The organism is Microbacterium sp. BLY (assembly GCF_017939615.1).
Lineage (GTDB): Bacteria > Actinomycetota > Actinomycetes > Actinomycetales > Microbacteriaceae > Microbacterium.
The window spans coordinates 2381808-2404568 of sequence record NZ_JAGKSR010000001.1 but is presented as its reverse complement, the minus strand read 5'-3'; the positions used below and the strand labels follow the sequence as shown (position 1 = coordinate 2404568).

Below are 22761 nucleotides of genomic sequence, written 5' to 3'. Positions count from 1 at the left end.
GAATCACTGCGCGGCGCGCTCGAGGATGAGTTCGCGGACGCGAGCGGCGTCGGCCTGGCCCTTCATGGCCTTCATGACCGCACCGATGATGGCACCCGCGGCCTGGACCTTGCCGTCCTGGATCTTCGCCATCACGTCCGGCTGCGCGGCGAGGGCCTCGTCGATCGCCGCGATGAGCGCACCGTCGTCCGAGACCACGGCAAGACCGCGGGCGTCGACGACCTCCTGCGGCGTGCCCTCGCCGGCGATCACGCCCTCCAGCACCTGGCGTGCGAGCTTGTCGGTCAGCGTCCCGGCGTCGACGAGCTGCTGCAGCGCCGCGACGTTCTCCGGGCTGACGAGATCGACCGCGTCCTTCTCCTGCGCGTTGGCGAGGCGGGTGATCTCCCCCGTCCACCACTTCCGCGCCGCGGCCGGCGTGGCCCCGGCGGCGATCGTGGCCTCGACGACGTCGAGCAGGCCGCCGTTGCGCACGTCCTGGAACTCCAGCGGGGTGAAGCCCCACTCGTCCATGAGTCGGCGTCGGCGGGCGACGGGCTGCTCGGGCAGGGCGGCACGCAGCTCATCGATCAGCTCGCGCGGCGGCTGCACCGGCAGCAGGTCGGGCTCGGGGAAGTACCGGTAATCGTCGGCGTCCGACTTCGGCCGCCCGGGAGAGGTGGTCCCGGTGTCCTCGTGCCAGTGCCGGGTCTCCTGGATGATGGTGCCGCCGTCGGCGAGGATCTGCGCCTGACGCTGGATCTCGTACCGCACCGCGCGCTCCACCGATCGCATGGAGTTGACGTTCTTCGTCTCCGTGCGCGTACCGAGCTTCTCCTCACCCCTACGACGGAGCGAGACGTTGGCGTCGCATCGCAGGTTGCCGCGCTCGAGCCGAGCCTCGGAGATCCCGAGTCCGCGGACGATGTCGCGGATCGCGGCGACGTACGCCTTGGCGACCTCGGGAGCCCGGTGATCGGTTCCGAAGATCGTCTTGGTCACGATCTCGACGAGCGGGACGCCGGCGCGGTTGTAGTCGACGAGCGAGTACTCGGCGCCCTGGATGCGACCGGTCGAGCCGCCCATGTGCGTGAGCTTGCCGGCGTCCTCCTCCATGTGCGCGCGCTCGATCGGGATCGTCACCATCGTGCCGTCCTCGAGCTCCACCTCGACCGAGCCCTCGAAGGCGATCGGCTCGTCGTACTGGGAGATCTGGTAGTTCTTGCCGAGGTCCGGGTAGAAGTAATTCTTCCGAGCGAACCGGCTGGACTCCGCGATCGAACAGCCGAGCGCGAGCCCGAGGCTGATCGACGATCGGATGGCCGTCTCGTTGACGACCGGAAGCGCACCGGGCAGACCGAGGTCCACCGGCGCGATCAGGGTGTTCGGCTCTGCCGCGTGGTACGCCTCGTTCGCGGGGTTGGGCGCGTCGGAGAACATCTTCGTGTTCGTGTTGAGCTCGACGTGCACCTCGAAACCGAGGACCGGCTCGAACAGCTCGAGCGCCTTGTCGAAGTCCATGAGCGTGGCGGCGGCCATCAGCGCGCGCCTCCTTCCAGCTGGGGGGCACGGGACAGCAGCGGCGCGCCCCAGGAGTCCACGAGCAGCGTCTCGAGGGCGGCACCCACCCGGTAGAGGCGGGCGTCCTCCCGTGCCGGGGCGAGGAACTGGATGCCGACGGGCAGCCCGTCGTCGGCCGCCAGACCACTCGGGATCGAGATGCCGGGGACGCCGGCGAGGTTCGCCGGGATCGTGGTGATGTCGTTGAGGTACATCTGCAGCGGGTCGTCGATCTTCTCCCCGAGCTTGAAGGCCGTGGTCGGGGCCGACGGGGTCGCGATGACGTCGACATCGGCGAAGGCCGCGGCGAAGTCCTGCTGGATCAGTGTGCGGACCTTCTGCGCGCTGCCGTAGTACGCGTCGTAGTAGCCGGCCGACAGCGCGTAGGTGCCGAGGATGATGCGGCGCTTGACCTCATCGCCGAAACCGGCGTCGCGCGTGGCGGACATCACGTCCTCGACGGTCGGGTTGCCCGCCGGGGTGACCCGCAGACCGAAGCGGACCGAGTCGAACTTGGCCAGGTTGCTCGAGGCCTCGGCCGGCAGGATCAGGTAGTAGGCGGCGACGCCGTACTCGAAGTGCGGTGCACCGATCTCGACGATCTCGGCACCCTGCGCCTCGAGCAGCGCCAGCGCGCTGCGGAACGAAGCCGCGACGCCCGGCTGGAAACCGCTGTCGGGAAGCTCGCGGATGACGCCGACGCGAAGGCCCTGAAGGCCGTCTCCGCGGGCGCCCTCGCGTGCGGCCGCGGCGAAGGACGGCCACTGCTCGTCGAGCGACGTGGAGTCCTTCGGGTCGTGGCCGCCGATCGCGTCGTGCAGCAGACCGGCATCGAGCACCGTGCGGGTGACCGGGCCGACCTGGTCGAGGCTCGACGCCAACGCGATCGCGCCGTAGCGGCTGACGCCGCCGTAGGTCGGCTTCACGCCGACCGTGCCGGTGACGTGAGCGGGCTGACGGATCGAACCGCCGGTGTCGGAGCCGAGGGCGAGCGGGGCCTCGAAGGCGGCGACGGCGGCGGCAGAACCCCCACCCGAGCCGCCGGGGATCCGGTCGAGATCCCAGGGGTTGCGGGTGGGGCCGTAGGCGGAGTGCTCCGTCGAGGAGCCCATCGCGAACTCGTCCATGTTCGTCTTGCCGAGCGGGATGAGGCCGGCAGCGCGGGAGCGGGCGACGACCGTCGCGTCGTACGGCGAGCGGTAGCCCTCGAGGATCCGCGAGCCGCTCGTGGTCGGCTGGTCGGTGGTGACGAGGACGTCCTTGATGGCGAGCGGGACGCCGGCAATCGGCCCGAACTCCTCCCCCGCGGCGCGGCGGGCGTCGATGTCGGCCGCCGCGTCGAGCGCATGCTCGTTGACGTGCAGGAAGGCATGGACGTCGCCGTCGACCGCAGCGATGCGGTCGAGGTGCGCCTGCGTGGCCTCGACGCTGGAGACCTCGCGCGCCGCGAGCTTGTCGGCGAGCTCCGCCGCGGTCAGCCGGATGATGTCGCTCACTGCTCTTCTCCCAGGATCGCGGTGACGCGGAACCGGCCGTCGGCCTGGTCCGGGGCGTTCTGCAGCACCTGCTCGTGCGTGAGCGTCTCGCCCACCGCGTCGGGACGGAAAACGTTGCTCAGCGGGATCGGGTGGCTGGTCGCCGCGACATCGGCGGTCGCGACCTCGGACACCTTGGCGATGTTGTCGACGATGGCGTCGAGCTGGCCCGTGAGCCGTGTCACCTCGTCGTCGTTCAGCTGGATGCGCGCGAGCACGCCGAGATGGCGCACAAGATCAGGGGTGATTTCAGACACGCCCTCAGTCTAGTTGCCGTGCCGCCCACCGCTCGGCGCGGCACGTCCCGCCTATGCTGGGCGCGTGAGCACGTTCCAGCCCCCTCGCCCGTGGATCGCCAGCTACGCCGACGGCGTCCCGGAGGACCTCGCCCCCGTCAGCGGCTCCCTCGTGGACATCGTCGCCGCGTCGGCGCGGGACTATCCCGATGCCCCCGCCCTGCAGTTCTTCGGCAGGGAGACGACCTACGCGCAGCTGCAGGAGGCGATCGATCGCGCCGCGGCGGGGCTCCGTGATCTCGGCGTCCGCGCGGGCGACCCGGTCGCGATCGTGCTGCCGAACTGCCCGCAGCACATCATCGCCTTCTACGCCGTGCTCCGGCTCGGCGCCGTCGTCGTCGAGCACAACCCGCTCTACACCCCGCGCGAGCTGCGCAAGCAGTTCGAAGATCACGGCGCCAAGCACGCGATCGTCTGGAACAAGGTCGTCGCGACGGTGCAGGAGTTCCCGAGCGACCTGGCCGTCTCGACCCTCGTGTCCGTGGATGTCACGCGCGCCATGCCGGCCCTCACCCGCTTCGCCCTCCGCCTGCCCGTCGCGAAGGCCAGGGAGTCGCGGGCCGCGCTGACCGAACGCGTCCGCGGCACCGTGCTGTGGGAGTCGGTGGTGGCCAGCACCCCGATCCCCGCCTCGCATCCGCAGCCCGACACGGATGACCTGGCGATCATCCAGTACACGTCCGGGACCACGGGCACGCCGAAGGGCGCCGCCCTCACCCATCGCAACCTGCTCGCCAACGCGGCACAGTCCCAGGCCTGGGTCCCGTCGATCCAGCGCGGCAAGGGCTGCGTGGTCTACGCGGTGCTGCCGATGTTCCATGCGTACGGGCTGACGCTCTGCCTCACCTTCGCGATGTCAATGGGAGCGCGCCTCGTGCTGTTCCCGAAGTTCGATCCGGACCTCGTGCTCGACGTCGTCAAGAAGCACCCGGCCACCTTCCTCCCGCTGGTCCCGCCGATCGCGGATCGGCTGCTCACCGCCGCGAACGCCAAGGGCGTGTCGCTCGACGGCATCGAGGTGGCGATCTCGGGCGCGATGGCCCTGCCGCATGAACTCGTCGTGCCCTTCGAGGCCGCCACGCACGGCTACCTCGTCGAGGGCTACGGTCTCAGCGAATGCTCGCCCGTCCTCATGGCGAACCCGGTCGCCGACAACCGCGTCCCCGGCACGGTGGGCCTCCCCCTCCCCGGGACCGAGTGCCGCGTCGTCGATCCGGAGAATCCCACCGAAGATGTCCCAGCCGGTTCCGCCGGCGAGCTCATCGTGCGGGGCCCTCAGGTCTTCTCCGGGTACTACGGCAAGCCCGAGGAGACCGAGGCCGTCTTCGTCGACGGGTGGTACCGCACGGGCGACATCGTCACGATCGACGACGCCGGCTTCGTGCGCATCGTCGACCGCATCAAGGAACTCATCATCACCGGGGGTTTCAACGTCGCCCCCACGGAGGTGGAGAACGCGCTGCGTCAGCACCCGTCGGTCACCGACGCCGCGGTCGTCGGGCTGCCCAGCGACCACTCGGGCGAGGAAGTCGTCGCGGCGATCGTCGTCGACCCCGGGGCCGATGTCGACGTCGAAGCGATCCGCGAGTACGCCCGCAGCATCCTCACCCCGTACAAGGTGCCGCGCCGGGTCTTCGTCGTGGACGAGCTGCCGAAGTCGCTGATCGGGAAGGTGCTCCGCCGGCAGGTGAAGGAGAAGCTGCTCGCCCTCACGTCCGGCGTCTGAGCCCGCCCCACAGGAAGCGGGCGGCCAGGCGCGCTACCCTTGGGAAGTGACCCCTGAAGAAGTGCCCCCCGCCGACGCCCCCGACGAGTCCCCTGCCACCCCCGGATTCGAGGACCTCGGCATCACCGGTCCGGTCCTCAAGGCCATCAAGGACCTCGGCTACGAGACCCCGTCTCCCATCCAGGCCGCGACCATTCCGACCCTTCTCGCCGGCCGTGACGTAGTCGGCATGGCGCAGACCGGAACCGGCAAGACCGCCGCCTTCGCGCTTCCCGTCCTCGAACGGCTCGACGTCGCCCAGAAGACGCCGCAGGCACTCGTCCTCGCGCCGACCCGCGAACTCGCCCTGCAGGTCTGCGAAGCGTTCGAGTCCTACGCCTCCCGTATGAAGGGGGTGCACGTCCTCCCCGTCTACGGCGGCCAGGGCTACGGGGTGCAGCTGTCCGCCCTGCGCCGCGGCGTCCACGTCGTCGTCGGAACGCCCGGCCGCATCATGGACCACCTGGCCAAGGGGACGCTCGACCTCTCCGAACTGCAGTACCTCGTCCTCGACGAGGCGGACGAGATGCTGAAGATGGGCTTCGCGGAGGACGTCGAGCAGATCCTCGCTCAGACCCCCGAGGAGAAGCAGGTCGCTCTCTTCTCGGCGACGATGCCCGCGCAGATCCGCCGTCTCGCCCAGCAGTACCTGCGCGACCCGGAAGAGATCACCGTCAAGTCCAAGACGGCGACCAACACGAACATCACCCAGCGCTACCTCGTCGTGTCCTACGCGCAGAAGGTCGACGCCCTGACCCGCATCCTCGAGGTCGAGAACTTCGACGGGATGATCGTCTTCGTCCGTACGAAGAACGAGACCGAGACCCTGGCCGAGAAACTCCGTGCCCGCGGATACTCCGCCGCGGCGATCAACGGCGACGTGCCGCAGGTGCAGCGCGAGCGCAGCGTCAACCAGCTCAAGGACGGCAAGCTCGATATCCTCGTCGCCACGGACGTCGCCGCCCGCGGACTCGACGTCGAGCGCATCAGCCACGTCGTCAACTTCGACATCCCCACCGACACCGAGTCCTACGTCCACCGCATCGGACGGACCGGGCGGGCCGGTCGGACGGGCGACGCGATCAGCTTCATCACCCCGCGCGAGCGCTACCTGCTCAAGCACATCGAGAAGGCGACGCGTCAGCAGCCCGCGCAGATGCAGCTGCCGAGCACCGAGGACGTGAATACGACCCGGCTCGCCCGCTTCGATGACGCGATCACGACCGCGCTCTCTGAGACGTCGCGCATCGACGCGTTCCGCGACATCATCGCCCACTACGTCCGGCATCACGACGTGCCGGAGGGCGACGTCGCCGCAGCCCTCGCGGTCGTCGCGCAGGGCGCCACACCGCTGCTGCTCGACCCGGCCGACGACGCCCTCTCCCAGGCGATCGCCGCCGACAACCGGCCGGCGCGCGAGCGTCAGACGCGAGAGCCTCGCGAACCCCGCGAACGCCGTGGCCGCGGCGACTACACGCCGTACCGGATCGAGGTCGGCCGTCGTCACCGCGTCGAGCCGCGGCAGATCGTCGGCGCCCTCGCGAACGAGGGAGGACTCGGTCGCGACGACTTCGGCGCGATCAACATCCGCCCCGACTTCTCGATCGTCGAGCTCCCGGCGAACCTCGACCCGGCCGTCCTCGACAAGCTCCGCGACACGCGCATCTCCGGCCGGCTGATCGAGATCGCCCCCGACCGCGGTCCCGGTGCACGGCGCGGTGGGTCGTCGCGCGACGGCGACGGTCGCGGACGCTCCCCGCGATACGACCAGCGGGAGCGGACCGACCGACGCGACCGCGACGAGCGCCCGGCACACCGTGAGCGCGACGACAAGCCGTTCCGGAAGCCCCGCCACAAGGCCTGAACGGACGCATGATGCGCATCGACCGCGCCGGCTGGGACGATCTCGCCGCGCTCGCCGCCCTGAAGTGGGCGGACGTGCCGGCAGAGCTGACGGCCGGTCGATCGCTCGCGGCCTTCACCGTCGAGCTCGAGGAGTGGTGGCGGGCGCATGAGCGCACGCACGTCGCGTTCGTGGCACGCTCGGACGACGATCGCGTGATCGGGGCCGCCTGGGTGGCCTCCGTCCCGCGTGTTCCGCGACCCGGAGCGGCCGACCGGATCTCCGCCGACGTCCAGAGCGTGTTCGTGCTGCCGGAGTATCGAGGGCGGGGTGCGGGCCGGGGACTCGTCGCGGCGGCCTGCGCGCACGCCGTGTCGATCGGCGCCGAACGCGTCACCGTGCATTCGAGCGAGGCCGCCGTCGGCCTCTACCGCGGGCTCGGCTTCGACGACTCCCCGCGGCTGCTGCAGTTCCTCGCTCCGACCACGGCGGCACCGGAGACCTCCTGAGGATCAGTCGAGCGCCTCGGGGCCTTCCGTCACCAGCACGTGGAACTGAGCGGCATCGAGGATGCGGATGCCCAGCTCTTCCGCCTTCGCGAGCTTGGATCCGGCCCCCGGCCCCGCCGCCACGAAGTCCGTCTTCTTGGAGACGCTCGATGCCGCTTTGCCTCCGGCCTGGATGATCGCCTCCTGGGCGCCCTCGCGGGTGTAGCCGTCGAGGGATCCGGTCGCGACGACCGTGAGCCCATCGAGCACGCCACCGGCGGCCACAGCTCCTCCCGGTCCCGGATGGCCGGGGGTCGCCCAGCGCACGCCGGCCTCCGCCCACTGCGTCACGATGTCCTGGTGCCAGTCCACCTCGAACCAGGCGCGCAGCGAGTCGGCGATGATGCCGCCGACGCCCTCGACCGCGGCGAGCTCCTCGCGGGACGCCGCGCGGATCGCCTCGAGCGATCCGAACCACTGTGCGAGCGCGCGGGCCGCGACGGGGCCGACGTGGCGGATGTTGAGTGCGACGAGCAGACGCCAGAGGTCTTTCGTCTTCGCCTTCTCCAGCTCCGCGAGGAGCGTGAGTGCCTGCGACGACGGCTGCGGACCCTCGAGTCCCGACTTCTTCTCGGCCGCGGTCGGGTTACGGCGGAACGGCGCACGGGTCTTCACGAGGCCGTCCTCGTCTTCCCTCGGAAGCCCGGTCTCCGCGTCGCGGACGACGACCTCGATCGGGACGAGCTGCTCGAGGGTCAGCGCGAACAGCCCTGCTTCGGTGACGAGGGGCGGCTCTGGCGGGCTGGTGGGCTGCGTGAGGGCGGCCGCTGTGACCTCCCCGAGGGCCTCGACGTCCAGCGCTCCCCGGGAGCCGATGTGCTCTACCCGCCCGCGTACCTGCGCGGGGCAGGACCGCGCGTTGGGGCAGCGCAGATCGATGTCGCCCTCCTTCATCGGACGGAGGGGCGTGCCGCACTCCGGGCACTCCGCAGGCATGACGAACTCCCGCTCCGACCCGTCGCGCTTCTCCACCACCGGGCCCAGCACCTCGGGGATCACGTCGCCTGCCTTGCGGAGCACGACGGTGTCGCCGATGAGGACGCCCTTCGCCTTGACGACGTCCTTGTTGTGGAGGGTGGCCTGGCGCACCACCGAACCGGCGACGTGAGCGGGAGCCATCACCGCGAACGGCGTGGCGCGGCCGGTGCGGCCGACGGAGACGACGATGTCGAGCAGCTTCGTCTGCACCTCCTCCGGTGGGTACTTGTAGGCGATCGCCCACCGGGGTGCGCGGCTCGTCGCACCGAGTTCGTCGTGGAGATCGAGCTCGTCCACCTTCACGACGATGCCGTCGAGCTCGTGCTCGACATCATGGCGGTGTTCGCCGTAGTGCTCGACGAAGGCGACCACCTCGTCGATCGTGTGGCAGACGCGGGTGTGCGGGCTGGTCGGGAGGCCCCATCCGGCCAGCAGGTCGTACACCTGGCTCTGTGCGGCGACCGGCGGGTCGGGCCAGGCGCCGATGCCGTGCACATACAGGGCGAGTGACTCAATGCGCAGCAGCCCCGCCTCGAGCTCCAGCCCGTCCTTCTTGTCGATCTGCTGACGAAGGCCGCCGCTGGCGGCGTTGCGCGGGTTGGCGAACGCGGGGAATCGACGCGCGGCGGCCGTGCGCGCCTTCTCCTCGTCGAAGGGCTTCTTGGCACCGCCTCTGGCCTCCCAGCGTGCCAGGGCATCGGCGTAGGCGCGGTCGCGGAAAGCCGCCTGCGCCGCGTTCAGACGTTCGAAAGCGGCGACCGGGATGAAGACCTCGCCACGCACCTCGACGAGGGGCGGGTGCCCTTCGCCGGAGAGGCGTGCCGGGATCTCCGGAAGGCGGAGCGCATTCTCGGTCACGATCTCGCCGACCCGCCCGTCGCCGCGCGTCGCGGCCGAGGTGAGGACACCGTCCTCGTACCGGAGATTGATCGCGAGTCCGTCGATCTTCAGCTCGGTGAGCCAGTCGACGTCGCGGCCGGCGGCCGCCCGCGTCTTGCTCGCCCAGTCGCGCAGCTCGTCGATCGAGAAGACGTTGTCGAGGCTGAGCATGCGCTCCGCGTGCTCGATCGTCGCGAGCCCGGTCGCCTCGGCGGCACCGACCATCTGGGTCGGTGAGTCCTGACCCTGCAGCTCGGGGTGCAGGCGCTCGATCTCCTCCAGCCGTCGCATCCACCCGTCGTAGGTCGCATCGTCGACGAGCGACGTGTCACGCCCGTAGTAGGCGTCCTTCGCCTCGAGGATGCGGGTGGTCAGCTCCTCAGCCTCGCTGCGGGCGTCTTCCAGTGAGATGTTCTCCGGCACCCCGCCAGTCTAGGAGCGGTCGCCGACATCCGTCGGGTGCCGTCAGGCGCCGACCGGCACCGCCGACACCGTGGTGTCGATCGTGAACTGACCGAGCACACGCGTGCCGACGTAGAGCACCGCCGTCTGGCCGGGGGCGACTCCGTCGAGCGGGCTGTCCGGAACCACCCGGACGCCCTCCGCGGTCACCGAGGCCGTGGCCGGGACCGGCTCGGCGTGGGCACGGATCTGCACGTCGCAGGCGAACGTACGCGCCGTCGGCGCTGCCCCCGCCCAGCTGAACCGCTCCCCCGCGATCTCGGCGATCGCCAGCGCTTCCTTCGGACCGACGACGACGGTGTTCGACACCGGTCGCACCTCGAGGACGAACCGCGGCTTGCCGTCGGGCGCGGGGGCGCCGAGCTTGAGGCCGCGTCGCTGGCCGACGGTGAACGCGTGGGCACCCTCGTGCTCACCGACCACGGCTCCCGTGCGGTCGACGATCTCCCCGGTGGCGGTGCCGACCTTCTCAGCCAACCAGCCCCGCGTGTCACCGTCCGGGATGAAGCAGATGTCATGGCTGTCCGGCTTCTGCGCCACGCTGAGGCCGCGCCGCTCCGCCTCCGCGCGCACGAGCGCCTTCGAGGGGGTCGTGCCGAGCGGGAAGTAGGTGTGCGCGAGCTGCGCGGCCGTCAGCACGCCGAGCACATAGGACTGGTCCTTCGCGTTGTCGGAAGCGCGATGCAGTTCGAGGCCGTCCGGCCCGTCGACGAGAGTGGCGTAATGCCCGGTGCACACGGCATCGAAGCCGAGCTCCCGAGCGCGCTCCAACAGTGCCGCGAACTTGATCTTCTCATTGCACCGCATGCACGGGTTCGGCGTACGACCGGCGCGGTACTCGGCGACGAAGTCGTCGATCACGTCGTCACGGAACCGCTCCGAGAAGTCCCAGACGTAGAAAGGGATGCCGAGCAGGTCGGCGGCGCGGCGCGCATCGAGCGCGTCCTCGATGGTGCAGCAGCCGCGGCTCCCCGTGCGCAGCGTGCCTCCCGCGCGGGACAGCGCGAGGTGCACGCCGACGACGTCGTGCCCCGCCTCGACCGCCCGCGCGGCCGCCACGGCGGAGTCGACGCCACCGCTCATCGCCGCAAGGATCCGCATGGGTCCAGTCTACGAGTGCGCGCCTGCACGGGACCCGGACGCCCGCTCATACGCCTCGGCGATCGCCGCGAGCACCGCATCGACGTCGTCGTCCGTCGAGGTGCGTCCGAGGGAGAACCGCAGGACGCTGCGGGCTTCCGCTTCGCTGCGGCCCATCGCCATCACGACGTGGGAGGGCTCGGCGACTCCGGCCTGGCACGCGGAGCCGGTGGACGCGGAGACCCCGGCCATGTCCAGGAGGAACAGCAGGCTCTCCCCCACCGCGCCGGGGAAGAGGAGGTGGGCGGTGCCGGGGAGGCGGTGCACGGGGTCACCGAGGAGCTCGACCGCGGGCACACGCGCGCGGACCCCGTCGACGAGACGGTCGCGGAGCGCCCCCACGCGGTCGTCCTCCGCTGCGCGCTCCCGTTCGGCGAGCTCCAGCGCGACGGCCAGTGCCGCCGCTCCCGGCACGTCCTGGGTGCCGGCACGGAGTCCGCGCTGCTGACCGCCGCCCCGGAGGAGCGGCGCGAGGCGCGCCGACCGTGCGACCACCAGAGCCCCGACGCCCACGGGGGCGCCGACCTTGTGGCCCGCGATGCTCAGGGCGACCAATCCCGCACCGTCCGCGGCGGGTCCCCGCAGAGCGCGGAACGACAGCGGGACATGCCCGAGTGCGGCGACGGCGTCCAGGTGCAGGGGCACGGCGGCGTGGGCGGCGGCCTCGGCCAGCGCCGCCGCGTCGTTCACGGTGCCGGTCTCGTTGTTCGCCACGAGCGCCGTCGCGAGGGCCGCGCCCGGCAGCGCGGCGGCGAAGCGGTCTGCGTCGATCCGGGCGGTCGCCGACACCGGGACGGGGCGGAGCACCGCGCCATCAGACTCGAGCGCCCCCACCGTGTCCATCGTCGCGTGATGCTCGCCGTCCGGGATCACGACCGCATCGCTCTCCGACGGCCGCGACTGCCACAGCCCCTGCAGCGCGAGGTTGATCGACTCGGTCCCGCCGGACGTGAGGACGATCTCGATCGGGTCGGCATCCAGGACCGCGGCCACGCGTTCGCGGGACTCCTCCAGCAGGCGCCGCGCGTCCTGACCCGCGCCGTGCGTGGACGAGGCGTTGCCGACGATCCCCGACGCCTCGAGCCAGGCGTCTCTGGCCTCGGGGCGCAGCGGGGTGGTCGCCGCATGGTCGAGATAGTGCCGCATACGTCGATTCTCTCGCGATCCGGCGCACGGGGCACGCTCCCCCGGGTGAGAGCGAGGTGCTCGTCATCCGATGGAAATGCCCGCACGTTTAGGGTGTACTCATGCCTGCGTCCCGCGTCTCCGTCGTGCCCGGTGGTCCGGTCCTGGACAATCTCGGCGTCCGTCTGCACGACGACGGCGGCACGCTGCGGGTGTGGTCGCAGAACGCCTCCGCCGTGGAGCTGGTCGTGTTCGACGCGACGGACCTCGACTGGGTGGTCGATCAGGCCGCACTGGAGCGCCGTCCCGGCGGTGTCTGGGAGGTCACGACGCCGCTGCTGCAGCCGGGCGTGCGCTACGCGCTGCGTGTCGAGGGGCCCCACGGCCCCGGCAACACCTTCAACCCGGAGACCCTGCTCATCGACCCGTACGCCCGTGGTCTCGCCCAGGGGCACGGCTATCAGGAGTGGCGCGGCGTGGTCATCGAAGACGGCTTCGACTGGGGCGCGTCGACCAAGCCGCGCATCCCGACGGACCGCACCGTGATCTACGAGGGGCATCTGAAGGGTCTCACCAAGCGTCACCCCGATATCCCGCCGGCGTTGCACGGCACCTATGCGGGTCTCGCCCATCCCGCGATGATCGCGCATCTGCACGAGCTCGGCGTGACGGCGGTGGAGCTGCTCCCCATCCACGCCTTCGTCCCCGAACCGCGCCTCCTCGAGCGCGGGCTGACCAACTACTGGGGCTACAACACCCTGAACTACTTCACACCGCACACCGCCTACGCGACGGAGGACGCTCGCAAACGCGGCCCCGAGGCGATCATCGCCGAGTTCAAGGGGATGGTGCGCCTGCTGCACGAGGCCGGTCTCGAGGTGATCCTGGACGTGGTCTACAACCACACCTCCGAGGAGGGCATCGGGGGTCCGCGCTCCAGTCTCCGCGGCATCGACAACGCGAGCTATTACCGACAGGACGCGACCGGCGCCTACATCGACACCACGGGATGCGGGAACACGCTGAACACGGCGACGGATGCGGCGGCGCGCCTGGTCCTCGATTCCCTGCGGTACTGGGCCGAGGAGATGCAGATCGACGGCTTCCGGTTCGATCTGGCGACCGCCATCGCCCGGGACGCGTCGCACGCGTACACCCCGGACCATCCGCTCCTGCAGGCCATCGCGGCCGACCCCGTGCTCGCCGACACCAAGCTCATCGCCGAGCCGTGGGACGTCGGTCTGGGCGGCTGGCAGACGGGCAACTTCCCGGCCGGCTGGCACGAGTGGAACGATCGCTACCGGGACCGCGTGCGCAACTTCTGGCTGAGCGACATCGACTACGCCCGTCGGGCATCCGCGCCGGTCGGGATCGGCGGCTTCGCCACCCGGCTCGCCGGCTCGTCGAACACCTTCAGCGAGCAGCGCGGGCCCCTGGCGAGCGTCAACTTCGTCACCGCGCACGACGGCTTCACCCTCCACGACCTCGTCTCGTACGACGTCAAGCACAACGAGGCGAACGGCGAGCACAACCGCGACGGCGCCGACCTCAACCGGTCCTTCAACCACGGCGTGGAGGGGCCCACCGACGACCCGGCGATCCTCGCCGCGCGGCGCAAGGCGATGCGCAATCTGCTCGGCACGCTCCTCCTCTCCGCCGGGATCCCGATGCTCACCGCCGGCGACGAGGTCGGCCGGACCCAGCGCGGCAACAACAACGCCTACGCGCAGGACTCCCCGGTCTCCTGGCTGTCCTGGGAGGTCGAACCGTGGCAGGACGACCTCCGTGCCCACGTGGCACGACTCACCCGTCTCCGCCGGGAGAACCCGGCGCTGCGCCCCGGTCGCTATGCCCGGCTCGGCGAGCACATCCCCAACGCCTCTGTCATGGACTGGTACGACCAGGACGGCGCCACCATGGAGCCCGCGCAGTGGACCGACCCCGGCAACCGGACGATCCAGTACGTCGCGGCCTCCACACCGGACAAGGAGGCCGCCAACCGCATCCTCCTGATCGTGCACGGCACGGAGGCGCCCATCGACGTCACGCTGCCGAAGGAGATCGAGGGGGCGAGCCGTTTCGTGTCCCTCTGGTCGAGCGCCGACGAGCGCCCGGCGGAGACCGAGGAGACGTTCTCGCCCGGCGACGTCCTGCCGATCCCCGGCACCTCCATGCGCCTGTTCCGGGTGGAGTGATAGCACGGTTCACCGCCGCGGTCGACCGGTAGGTTCGCGCGCGCCCCGAGCGGTAGATTCGGCATGTGATTGCACGAGCAGGAACCCGGCCCTCGGCTCTGCGGAGCCCCGCCCAGATCCCGATGCGCGTCGCCGACGCGGACCTTCCGGGGGATCTGCGGACCACCCGCATCCCGCTGCTCGACGGCAGACCCTCCGTGCCCGGCGGCTTCCCCGCCAAGGCGTTCGCCGGAGAGGTCGTGCCGTTCAGCGTCGTGGCGTTCCGGGAAGGACACGACCTCATCGGCGTGCACGTGCGGCTGACCGCGCCGACCGGCGAGGAGAGCCTGCATCGCCTCACCCCCCGCGCCGACGGGACCGACCGCTGGGAGGCGCCGATCGCTCTGGATGCGGAGGGGCTCTGGCGCTATCGCTTCGAGGCGTTCTCCGACGACTTCGCGACCTGGGCGCATGCGGCGCACCTCAAGGTCGCGGCGGGAGTGGACGTCCCCGTGATGGCGGCGCTCGGCGCGGAGCTGTTGCGCAGGGCGGCCGCCGAGAAGGACCGCCCCGCCGCGCAACGCACCCGCCTGCGCGCACAGGCCGACTCGCTCCGGGCCGGAGACGCGGCCACCACGGCGGCGCTGGCGGTCGACCCCGAGCTCGCGGCGATCTTCCGGGACCGCCCCGTCACGACTCTCCGCTCCGCGTCCGAGCCCCAGGTGCTGCGGGTCGAGCGCACGCGTGCCGGTGTCGGGGCCTGGTACGAGTTCTTCCCCCGATCCGAGGGCGCGCGACGGCTCAAGGACGGCACCGTGCGCAGCGGGACGTTCCGCACCGCCGCCAAGCGACTGCCGGACGTCGCCGGCATGGGTTTCGACGTCATCTACCTCGTCCCGATCCACCCCATCGGCACCACCAACCGCAAGGGCCGCAACAACACCCTCGTCGCCGAACCCGGAGACCCCGGGTCCCCCTACGCGATCGGGTCGGCGGAGGGGGGCCACGACGCCATCCACCCGGATCTCGGCACAGCCCAGGACTTCCACGCCTTCATCCGCGCGGCGCGGAAGGAGGGACTGGAGGTCGCCCTCGACCTCGCCCTGCAGGCCTCCCCCGACCATCCGTGGGTGCGCGAGCACCCGGAGTGGTTCACCACCCTCCCGGACGGCAGCATCGCCTACGCCGAGAACCCGCCGAAGAAGTACCAGGACATCTACCCGCTGAACTTCGACAACGATCGGGACGGCATCGCCGCCGAGATGCTGCGGGTCGTCCGTCACTGGGTGGGCGAGGGCGTGCGCATCTTCCGCGTCGACAACCCCCACACCAAGCCGCTCCGCTTCTGGGAATGGCTCATCGCCACCGTGAACGAGACGGATCCCGACGTCATCTTCCTGGCCGAGGCGTTCACCCGCCCCGCCGTGATGCGCGCGCTCGCCGCGGTTGGGTTCCAGCAGAGCTACAGCTACTTCACCTGGCGCAACACCAAGGCCGAGCTGGAGGAGTTCCTCACCTCGATCTCGCACGAGACCGCCGACTACATGCGTCCGAACCTCTTCGTGAACACGCACGACATCCTCACCGAGTACCTCCAGTTCGGCGGCCGGGCGGCCTATCGGATCCGCGCCTGCATCGCCGCGACGGCGGGCCCCGTGTACGGCGTGTATGCCGGGTACGAACTCGTCGAGAACGTGGCGCGTCCCGGCTCCGAGGAGAACATCGACAACGAGAAGTACGAGTACAAGTTCCGCGACTGGTCCGGAGCCGAGGAGCGGGGCGAGTCCCTGGCTCCCCTGCTGCGGCGGCTGAACGGCATCCGCGCTGAGCATCCCGCGCTGCGGCAGCTGCGCAACCTCGAGCTCCATTGGAGCGACGACGACGCGATCCTCGTCTACAGCAAGCATCTCGATGCGGCGTTCACCGGTACCGGGCATGCCGACACCCTCATCGTGGTGGCGAACGTCGATCCGCACTCGGTGCGGGAGACGACCGTCCATCTCGACACCACCCGATGGGGTGTGCCCCTCGGCGAGTCCTTCGAGGTGGAGGACCTCCTCACCGGGAGCGTCTGGACCTGGAGCGATCACAACTACGTGCGGCTCGACGCCTTCGCCGAGCCGGTCCACATCCTGAAGGTGAGGGAGCGCGCATGAGCCGCATCGACGACACCGCGACGGCGGACTGGGAGGCCGTCGCGGCCGGACAGCACCACGACCCGCATGCCGTTCTCGGCGCTCATCCCACGAAGGACGCCGCGGGTCGCACCATCACCACGATCCGCGTGCGACGTCCTCTCGCGGAAGCAGTCGAGGCCGTCTTCGGCGATGGCAGCCGCCTCCCCCTCGTCCACGCCGCACACGGCATCTGGGAAGGCACGCATCCTGGGCCCTCGCTCCCCTACCGGGTCGCGACCCGCTACCGGGATGAGGAGGAGACCGTCGCCGGCGACCCCTATAGACACGCGCCCACGCTCGGCGAACTCGACCTCCACCTGATCGCCGAAGGACGCCACGAACGCCTCTGGGAGGTGCTGGGGGCGCACCCGCGCACGCACGGCGACGAGCAGGGAGTCTCTTTCGCGGTCTGGGCGCCCGACGCCACGGCCGTCCGCGTCGCGGGCGACCACAACGGCTGGAACGGCGAGACCCATGCCCTCCGTTCCCTCGGCGCCAGCGGCATCTGGGAACTTTTCGTGCCCGACCTGGCGGTCGGCACGCGCTACAAGTACCAGATCCGCACGCGGAGCGGTGCCTGGATCCTCAAAGCCGACCCGATGGCACAGGCTGCCCAGGTCCCGCCCGAGACCGCATCGGTCGTGACCGCGTCCTCGTACACCTGGCAGGACGGCGCGTGGATGACCCGGCGTGCCGCGACCCATGCCGTCGCTCAGCCCCTGTCGGTGTACGAGGTGCACGTCGGCTCCTGGCGCGGTGGATTGGGCTACCGCGAGATGGCCGACCCGCTCATCGCCCATGTGCAGGAGACCGGCTTCACCCACGTCGAGTTCATGCCGCTGGCCGAGCATCCCTTCGGCGGCTCCTGGGGCTATCAGGTGAGCGGGTACTACGCGCCGACGAGCCGCTACGGCTCCCCCGATGACCTCCGGTACCTCATCGATCGGCTGCACCGCGCCGGCATCGGCGTGATCCTGGACTGGGTGCCGGGGCACTTCCCGAAGGACGAGTTCGCCCTGGCGCGGTTCGACGGTCAGCCGCTGTACGAGCACCCCGACCCTCGTCGCGGCGAGCACCAGGACTGGGGCACGCTGATCTTCGATTACGGCCGGCCGGAGGTCCGCGGCTTCCTCGTCGCGAACGCGCTCTACTGGTTCGAGGAGTTCCACGTCGACGGGCTGCGCGTGGACGCCGTGGCGTCGATGCTGTACCTCGACTACTCGCGCCGGGAGGGCGAGTGGGAGCCGAACATCCACGGCGGACGCGAGAACCTCGAGGCGATCCGGTTCCTCCAGGAGGTCAATGCGACCGCATACCGTCTGCACCCCGGGATCCTGATGATCGCCGAGGAGTCCACCAGCTTCCCGGGGGTCACGGCGCCGACCGATCACGCCGGCCTCGGCTTCGGGTTCAAGTGGAACATGGGCTGGATGAACGACTCGTTGCAGTACATCGGGCGCGATCCGATGTACCGGGCCCATCACGAGGGCGAGATGACGTTCTCGTTCGTGTACGCGTTCGGGGAGAACTACGTCCTTCCCATCAGCCACGACGAGGTCGTGCACGGCAAGGGGAGCCTGCTGTCGAAGATGCCGGGCGACCATTGGCACAAGCTCGCCAATGCCCGGGCCTTCCTCGGGTACATGTGGGGACATCCCGGCAAGAAGCTCCTGTTCATGGGACAGGAGTTCGGGCAGCTCGCCGAGTGGTCGGAGGGACGGGAGCTGGACTGGTGGCTCCGCGACCAGCCGTCGCACGCCCAGTTGCAGGACTTCGTCGCCGCGATGAACGGCGTGTACCGGGTGCAGGCACCGCTGTGGGAGCGCGACAGTGACGGCTCAGGGTTCACCCGCCTCGGGGCGCCGAGCTGGGACCCGTCGGTCATCGCCTTCGAGCGACGCGACTCCCACGGCGGCCGCCTCGTGGTGGTCAGCAACTTCGCCGGAGTCGAGCGCACCGGCTACCGCCTCGGCATGTCCCGGGCGGGCGTGTGGCAGGAGATCCTCAACTCCGACGCCGCCGTGTACGGGGGACGCGGCTCGGGGAACCTCGGAATGGTGGTCGCGGAGTCCGGTGACGCAGAGGCACCGACCGCTTCCCTCACGCTGCCGGCACTGTCCACGATCTGGCTGCGTCACCAGCCGGAACCGCACGTGCCCACCGTGAACAACGGCTGACGGCAGCCGGTCGGCCCGGCGTCTCTCAGAACAGCAGCGAGGAGAGGCGGTTCCGCGCAGCCACGACGCGCGGGTCGCCTGCGCCGATGAGCCCGAAGAGCTCGACGAGGCGCTCGCGCACCGGTGCGCGCTCATCGGAGGGCAGCTGGGAGAACAGATCGAGCAGACGTCCGAAGGCGTCGTCCACGTGGCCCCCGGCGAGGTCGAGGTCGGCCACGTTGAACTGGGCCTGGACGTCGAGGGGCGCGTCGGCCGCGGCGGCTCGCGCCTGCTGCAGGTCGAGGCCCTGCACCCGGTCGAGCAGGCGCACCTGCCCGAGACCGGCGATCGCCTCTTCGTCCCGCGGGTTCTCCGCTAGTGCCTTCTCGTACGCGGTGATCGCCGCACGATAGTCACCGCGCTCGATCGCGGCGTACGCCTCGGCGTGCAGCGGCGGCAGCTCCGGTTCGGCAGGTGCCGCGGCGTCGCCGGACTCGGCGTCGCCCATCGGCAGCGTGCCGGTGACGCCGTTCTGCGCCGCCACCTGCAGCAGCTGGGCGAAGACGTCGCGCACCTGCTGCTCGGGGACGGCCCCGGTGAACATCGGCACCGGCTGCCCGGCGATCAGCGCGACGACCATCGGGATCGACTGCGCCCGGAAGCTCTGCGCGAGCTGCGGGTTGGCGTCGACATCCACCTTGGCGAGGAGCACGCGACCACCGAGCTCGCGCGTCACCTTCTCGATGATGGGGCTGAGCTGCTTGCACGGCCCGCACCACTCGGCCCACAGATCGACGACGACCGGAACCGTGCGCGAGAGCTCGAGGACCTGGCCGAAGTTCTCGTCGGTGGCGTCGACCACCACATCGGTGACGGGGCCACCGGCGGAGACGGGCGCGGCACCCGCGGCACCGGACGGACGGTTGCGCAGGCTCGACAGGTCGACGGCACCGCGCAGGGCGGCGGGAGAGATCTCGCTCACTTGATCACCTTCACGGAGACGAGGTCCTGGCGCGAGGCCAGGAGCCGGATCGGTTCGCTCGATCCCTGGGACGGGACGGCGAAGAACAGCTGGAACTCGTAAGTCGTCTCCGCGCCCTTGGCGGACTCGTTGGCTCCCGTGAGAGCCTTCGCCTCCTTGTTGTCGCCGAAACGGATGACGACATCGGAGGACGTGGGCGTGATGGTCTCGACATCGAGCACGGAGACGGCGACGATCGCCCCGCTGTCCAGCGTCGTCAGGGAGACGGGCTCGGCGTCCGTCGGCTTCATGTCGAACGCGGCCTTGGACGTCTTGGCGGCGCCCGCGTCGGCGAGCCCCTGCACGAGGGTCTGCCGGCTGTCCCTGATCGACGTCGCGAGGTTGAGCGCCAGCTCGTCGAACATGCCGTAGGACGCACTCTTCTCGCCGTTGTCCACGACGTCCGCGAAGGCGGCGGCCACCTCGTTCGGCGGAACGGAGAGGAAGGCGGAGTCGGCGGGCACGAGGGACGTGCCCAGCCAGCTCGCGGCGACCTCGGGGAACACGGCGTCGGCCGACATCTCGGCCATGTTCGTGACCTTGTAGTTGGACCACGGGTCGGCCTGGGTCATCGTCAGCAGGACCGGCGGAACCGTGTCGTCCCCCGTGCTCTTCGAGAGCATCAGGACGGTGCGCGGCCAGCGGTCCGTGGCCTCGGGCAGGACGACCTCCACGTCGTCGGTCGGGATCGCGGCCGACGCCGGACGATCGGGGATCTTCTCACGCAGCGTGTACTCCGTGGTCCGCGTCGCCAGCGGGGCACCGTCGAGACGGGTGGCGGCGAGATCGATGTCCTTGGCCTCGTCGGCCTGCACGAGGGTGTCGGACACCTCGCGGAGGATGCGATCGGCCTGCGACTCGGTCACCGCCGGCGGCTTCTGGTTCTCCGGGGCGATCACGGTCGGGCTCGGCGAGGGCGAGCTGGAGGCGTCACCGAACTGCGGCCACGACTCCGCCGAGCAGCCGGCGGCGAGGACGGCCGTGAGGCCGAGGGCGGGCAGGGCGAGCAGACGTCGGCGCGGCGGGCGTCGCACTCCGCGCATCGACGTCTTCCCGTCCGACTTCTTCTCGTCGACGATCTCTGCGTCCTCCACGTCGTCCTTTCCCGGCGCCTCCTGAGGCGCCGCGTCACCGGGGGCCTCCAATGCCTCGCGCTCGGCGGGCGGGAGAGCCGCGACGTCGATGGGCTGGGTGGTCGGCAGCGGACCGGGGCCCTTCCGCCGCGGCCCACGGCCGCGACGCTGGTGGCGGATCGCCAGGACGTAGAGCACCAGGCCCACGAGCAGCACGATTCCGCCCGCGACCATCAGCGGGCCGGCGAGAGGCGTGCTCGTGTCCAGCGGCCAGGAGACGACGATGTCGTCCGGAGCATCCTTCGTGCCGTCGTAGGCGATCAGTACGCTCGTGCCCTCCGGCAGCTGCATGTTGTCGGTGGTGAGGAAGTTCTCCTCGCTGAAGGAGTCGAGCCACAGGTCGGACCCGACGGGGTTGCGGCCCGCCGGCTCCTCCGCGCCCTCCTCGGGAGCGGGAGTCGCGGTGTCCCCCTCCGCATCCGGCGCGGCGACGTGATCCACGACGAGCTCGTCCTCATCGCTGACGGAGACGTGGTTGTAGTCGGAGTCGGAGAGCCAGGCCTCCATGTCGGCGGTGCGCCCGTAGCTGGCGAAGATCTCGCCGTCGCCGCGGATCAGCAGCTTCTGAGCGCCGGGGTTGAGACGCAGCACGTCGCCGTCCATCAGGACGAACGGTGCCGGCTCCTCGATGTCCACCCTGGTCTGCTGCGACGAGGGGCCGACGAAGATGGTGCGCTGGGCGATGCCCGCACCGATCAGCACGGCAGCCAGCACGAAGGCCACCACGGCCCATACGAAACGCACGAATAGTCTCCTCACGCATCGCGGCTTCCCGCCCGCGACGCCATACTCGACATTTCAGACTAGCGAAGTCACCTGTGTGTTGCCCACGAGGGGGCTCCCCCGGGCCGTGACCCGGCACGTCGGCGGCGAGACGGCCCTCCGCATCGGTAGCCTTGCTGCAGCCGTACCCGAGGAGTCTGCATGAAGATCCACAACCCGTTCCGCACCGCCCTCGTGGCGACACTCGGCGTGGGCTTGGGGATCGTCCTGATCAGCAGCGTGCAGACGCTGTCGACCGTCCTGCTGTACATCGGCACCGCCCTGTTCCTCAGCCTCGGCCTCGATCCGCTGGTCACGTTCCTCGAGCGGCGGCGCCTGCCGCGCTGGCTCGCGGTGCTGACGACGATCCTCGCGGTGCTGGCGGTCTTCGTCGGCATCGTGCTCATCGTGCTCCCCGTTCTGGTGGATCAGATCTCGCAGCTCATCGCACAGATCACGACGATCGTGCAGCGCGGCACCGCGATCGAGGATCTGAAGACCTGGATCCAGGACTCCTTCCCCAACCTCCTCGTCGATGACGTCTTCGCCTACGTGGAGGACTGGCTGACGACCAATCTCGCCGAGATCGGCGGGTCGATCGGCCAGGGCGTGCTGATCGCCAGCGGGGCCGTGCTCAGCGGCGTGTTCGGCGCGTTCATCGTCCTCATCCTGACGATCTACCTCACCGCCTCGACGCCTTCGCTCAAGCGGGCCGTCTACCAGCTCGTGCCGGCGTCCAAGCGCGACCGCTTCATCGACCTCTCCGAGCAGATCACCGACTCGGTCGGCTACTACGTCATGGGGCAGGTGAGCCAGGGCGTCATCAACGGCGTCCTCAGCGCGATCTACCTCACGATCATCGACGCGCCCTTCCCCGCCGTACTCGCCGTGGTCGCGTTCTTCTTCTCGCTCATCCCCCTGGTGGGGACGCTGACCGGGTCGACGATCATCGTCCTCGTGTGCCTCATCCCCGGCCTCGGCTCCCCCGGCACGGCTCTCGCCGCCGCCATCTACTACCTCATCTACATGCAGATCGAGGCGTACGTGATCTCCCCGCGCATCATGAGCCGGGCGGTCTCGGTGCCCGGCGCCGTCGTCGTCGTGGCCGCGCTCGCGGGCGGCAGCCTGCTCGGCCTGCTCGGCGCCCTCATCGCGATCCCGGTGGCCGCCAGCATCCTGATCATCTATCGGCAGGTGCTCATCCCTCGCATGAACGAGCGCTGACCGC

15 protein-coding genes are annotated in these 22761 nt (G+C 70.4%); 7 read left to right on the top strand and 8 right to left on the bottom strand.

The window, feature by feature from the left end:
- Positions 1 to 3: 3 nt before the first annotated feature.
- From gatB to gatC, 3 genes are read right to left on the bottom strand one after another with little or no spacing between them, the layout of a single operon-like run.
- Entirely contained in the window at positions 4 to 1518 is a 1515-nt protein-coding gene (gatB, locus tag KAF39_RS11750; RefSeq protein WP_210677413.1) for an Asp-tRNA(Asn)/Glu-tRNA(Gln) amidotransferase subunit GatB, read from the bottom strand.
- A complete protein-coding gene (gatA, locus tag KAF39_RS11745; protein ID WP_210677412.1) occupies positions 1518 to 3035 on the bottom strand; it encodes an Asp-tRNA(Asn)/Glu-tRNA(Gln) amidotransferase subunit GatA in 1518 nt (505 codons plus the stop codon). Before gatA ends, gatB begins: the two co-directional genes overlap by 1 nt.
- Positions 3032 to 3331 (bottom strand): Asp-tRNA(Asn)/Glu-tRNA(Gln) amidotransferase subunit GatC, encoded by a 300-nt coding sequence (gene gatC, locus KAF39_RS11740; protein ID WP_210677411.1) that lies wholly within the window; start codon positions 3329 to 3331, stop codon positions 3032 to 3034. Before gatC ends, gatA begins: the two co-directional genes overlap by 4 nt.
- 64 nt (positions 3332 to 3395) lie before the next feature.
- Between gatC and KAF39_RS11735 the strand changes: the two genes are divergently transcribed.
- From KAF39_RS11735 to KAF39_RS11725, 3 genes are read left to right on the top strand one after another with little or no spacing between them, the layout of a single operon-like run.
- A complete protein-coding gene (locus KAF39_RS11735; RefSeq protein WP_210677410.1) occupies positions 3396 to 5096 on the top strand; it encodes a long-chain-fatty-acid--CoA ligase in 1701 nt (566 codons plus the stop codon).
- A 46-nt stretch (positions 5097 to 5142) separates the two neighbouring features.
- Entirely contained in the window at positions 5143 to 6999 is a 1857-nt protein-coding gene (locus tag KAF39_RS11730) for a DEAD/DEAH box helicase (protein WP_374093664.1), read from the top strand.
- Positions 7000 to 7007: 8 nt separating this feature from the next.
- On the top strand, positions 7008 to 7487 hold the full coding sequence (locus KAF39_RS11725) for a GNAT family N-acetyltransferase (protein WP_210677409.1): 480 nt from the start codon (positions 7008 to 7010) through the stop codon (positions 7485 to 7487).
- Positions 7488 to 7490: 3 nt separating this feature from the next.
- On the opposite strand, the gene ligA is transcribed toward KAF39_RS11725, so the two are convergent.
- The 3 genes from ligA to KAF39_RS11710 are packed head-to-tail and all read right to left on the bottom strand — an operon-like array spanning position 7491 to position 12131.
- Complete coding sequence (ligA, locus tag KAF39_RS11720; RefSeq protein WP_210677408.1) at positions 7491 to 9806, bottom strand: NAD-dependent DNA ligase LigA; 2316 nt, start codon at positions 9804 to 9806, stop codon at positions 7491 to 7493.
- A 42-nt stretch (positions 9807 to 9848) separates the two neighbouring features.
- Entirely contained in the window at positions 9849 to 10946 is a 1098-nt protein-coding gene (gene mnmA, locus KAF39_RS11715; RefSeq protein WP_210677407.1) for a tRNA 2-thiouridine(34) synthase MnmA, read from the bottom strand.
- Between the two features lie 9 nt (positions 10947 to 10955).
- Positions 10956 to 12131: a cysteine desulfurase family protein gene (locus KAF39_RS11710; RefSeq protein WP_210677406.1), complete on the bottom strand. Its 1176-nt coding sequence runs from the start codon at positions 12129 to 12131 to the stop codon at positions 10956 to 10958.
- Positions 12132 to 12232: 101 nt separating this feature from the next.
- Here KAF39_RS11710 and glgX point away from each other — a divergent pair, with 101 nt between their 5' ends.
- The 3 genes from glgX to glgB all read left to right on the top strand — a co-directional run bounded on the left by glgX (position 12233) and on the right by glgB (position 18638).
- A complete protein-coding gene (gene glgX, locus KAF39_RS11705; RefSeq protein WP_210677405.1) occupies positions 12233 to 14305 on the top strand; it encodes a glycogen debranching protein GlgX in 2073 nt (690 codons plus the stop codon).
- Positions 14306 to 14427: 122 nt separating this feature from the next.
- Positions 14428 to 16440: an alpha-1,4-glucan--maltose-1-phosphate maltosyltransferase gene (locus KAF39_RS11700; protein WP_210678045.1), complete on the top strand. Its 2013-nt coding sequence runs from the start codon at positions 14428 to 14430 to the stop codon at positions 16438 to 16440.
- The gene (gene glgB / locus KAF39_RS11695; RefSeq protein WP_210677404.1) at positions 16437 to 18638 is read left to right on the top strand and encodes a 1,4-alpha-glucan branching protein GlgB; all 2202 of its coding nucleotides are present in this window, start codon (positions 16437 to 16439) and stop codon (positions 18636 to 18638) included. The genes KAF39_RS11700 and glgB overlap by 4 nt, the downstream gene beginning before the upstream one ends.
- Positions 18639 to 18663: 25 nt before the next feature.
- Here the strand turns inward: glgB and KAF39_RS11690 are convergent, their stop codons facing one another.
- Together KAF39_RS11690 and KAF39_RS11685 are read right to left on the bottom strand one after the other, a co-directional pair.
- Positions 18664 to 19599, bottom strand: coding sequence for a tetratricopeptide repeat protein (locus KAF39_RS11690; RefSeq protein WP_210677403.1), 936 nt, complete (start codon positions 19597 to 19599; stop codon positions 18664 to 18666).
- The gene (locus KAF39_RS11685) at positions 19596 to 21515 is read right to left on the bottom strand and encodes a glycosyl transferase (protein ID WP_210677402.1); all 1920 of its coding nucleotides are present in this window, start codon (positions 21513 to 21515) and stop codon (positions 19596 to 19598) included. Before KAF39_RS11685 ends, KAF39_RS11690 begins: the two co-directional genes overlap by 4 nt.
- Before the next feature lie 180 nt (positions 21516 to 21695).
- Here KAF39_RS11685 and KAF39_RS11680 point away from each other — a divergent pair, with 180 nt between their 5' ends.
- Positions 21696 to 22757 (top strand): AI-2E family transporter, encoded by a 1062-nt coding sequence (locus tag KAF39_RS11680; protein ID WP_210677401.1) that lies wholly within the window; start codon positions 21696 to 21698, stop codon positions 22755 to 22757.
- The last annotated feature ends 4 nt before the right edge of the window (positions 22758 to 22761 follow it).

Excerpts from the sequence above, each read along its gene's own strand:
- KAF39_RS11725 (WP_210677409.1), top strand. The coding sequence starts at position 7,008 with ATGATGCGCATCGACCGCGCCGGCTGGGACGATCTCGCCGCGCTCGCC.
- glgX (WP_210677405.1), top strand. The coding sequence starts at position 12,233 with ATGCCTGCGTCCCGCGTCTCCGTCGTGCCCGGTGGTCCGGTCCTGGAC.
- KAF39_RS11680 (WP_210677401.1), top strand. The coding sequence starts at position 21,696 with ATGAAGATCCACAACCCGTTCCGCACCGCCCTCGTGGCGACACTCGGC.
- mnmA (WP_210677407.1), bottom strand. The coding sequence starts at position 10,946 with ATGCGGATCCTTGCGGCGATGAGCGGTGGCGTCGACTCCGCCGTGGCG.
- gatB (WP_210677413.1), bottom strand. The coding sequence starts at position 1,518 with ATGGCCGCCGCCACGCTCATGGACTTCGACAAGGCGCTCGAGCTGTTC.
- glgB (WP_210677404.1), top strand. The coding sequence starts at position 16,437 with ATGAGCCGCATCGACGACACCGCGACGGCGGACTGGGAGGCCGTCGCG.
- KAF39_RS11710 (WP_210677406.1), bottom strand. The coding sequence starts at position 12,131 with ATGCGGCACTATCTCGACCATGCGGCGACCACCCCGCTGCGCCCCGAG.
- KAF39_RS11700 (WP_210678045.1), top strand. The coding sequence starts at position 14,428 with ATGCGCGTCGCCGACGCGGACCTTCCGGGGGATCTGCGGACCACCCGC.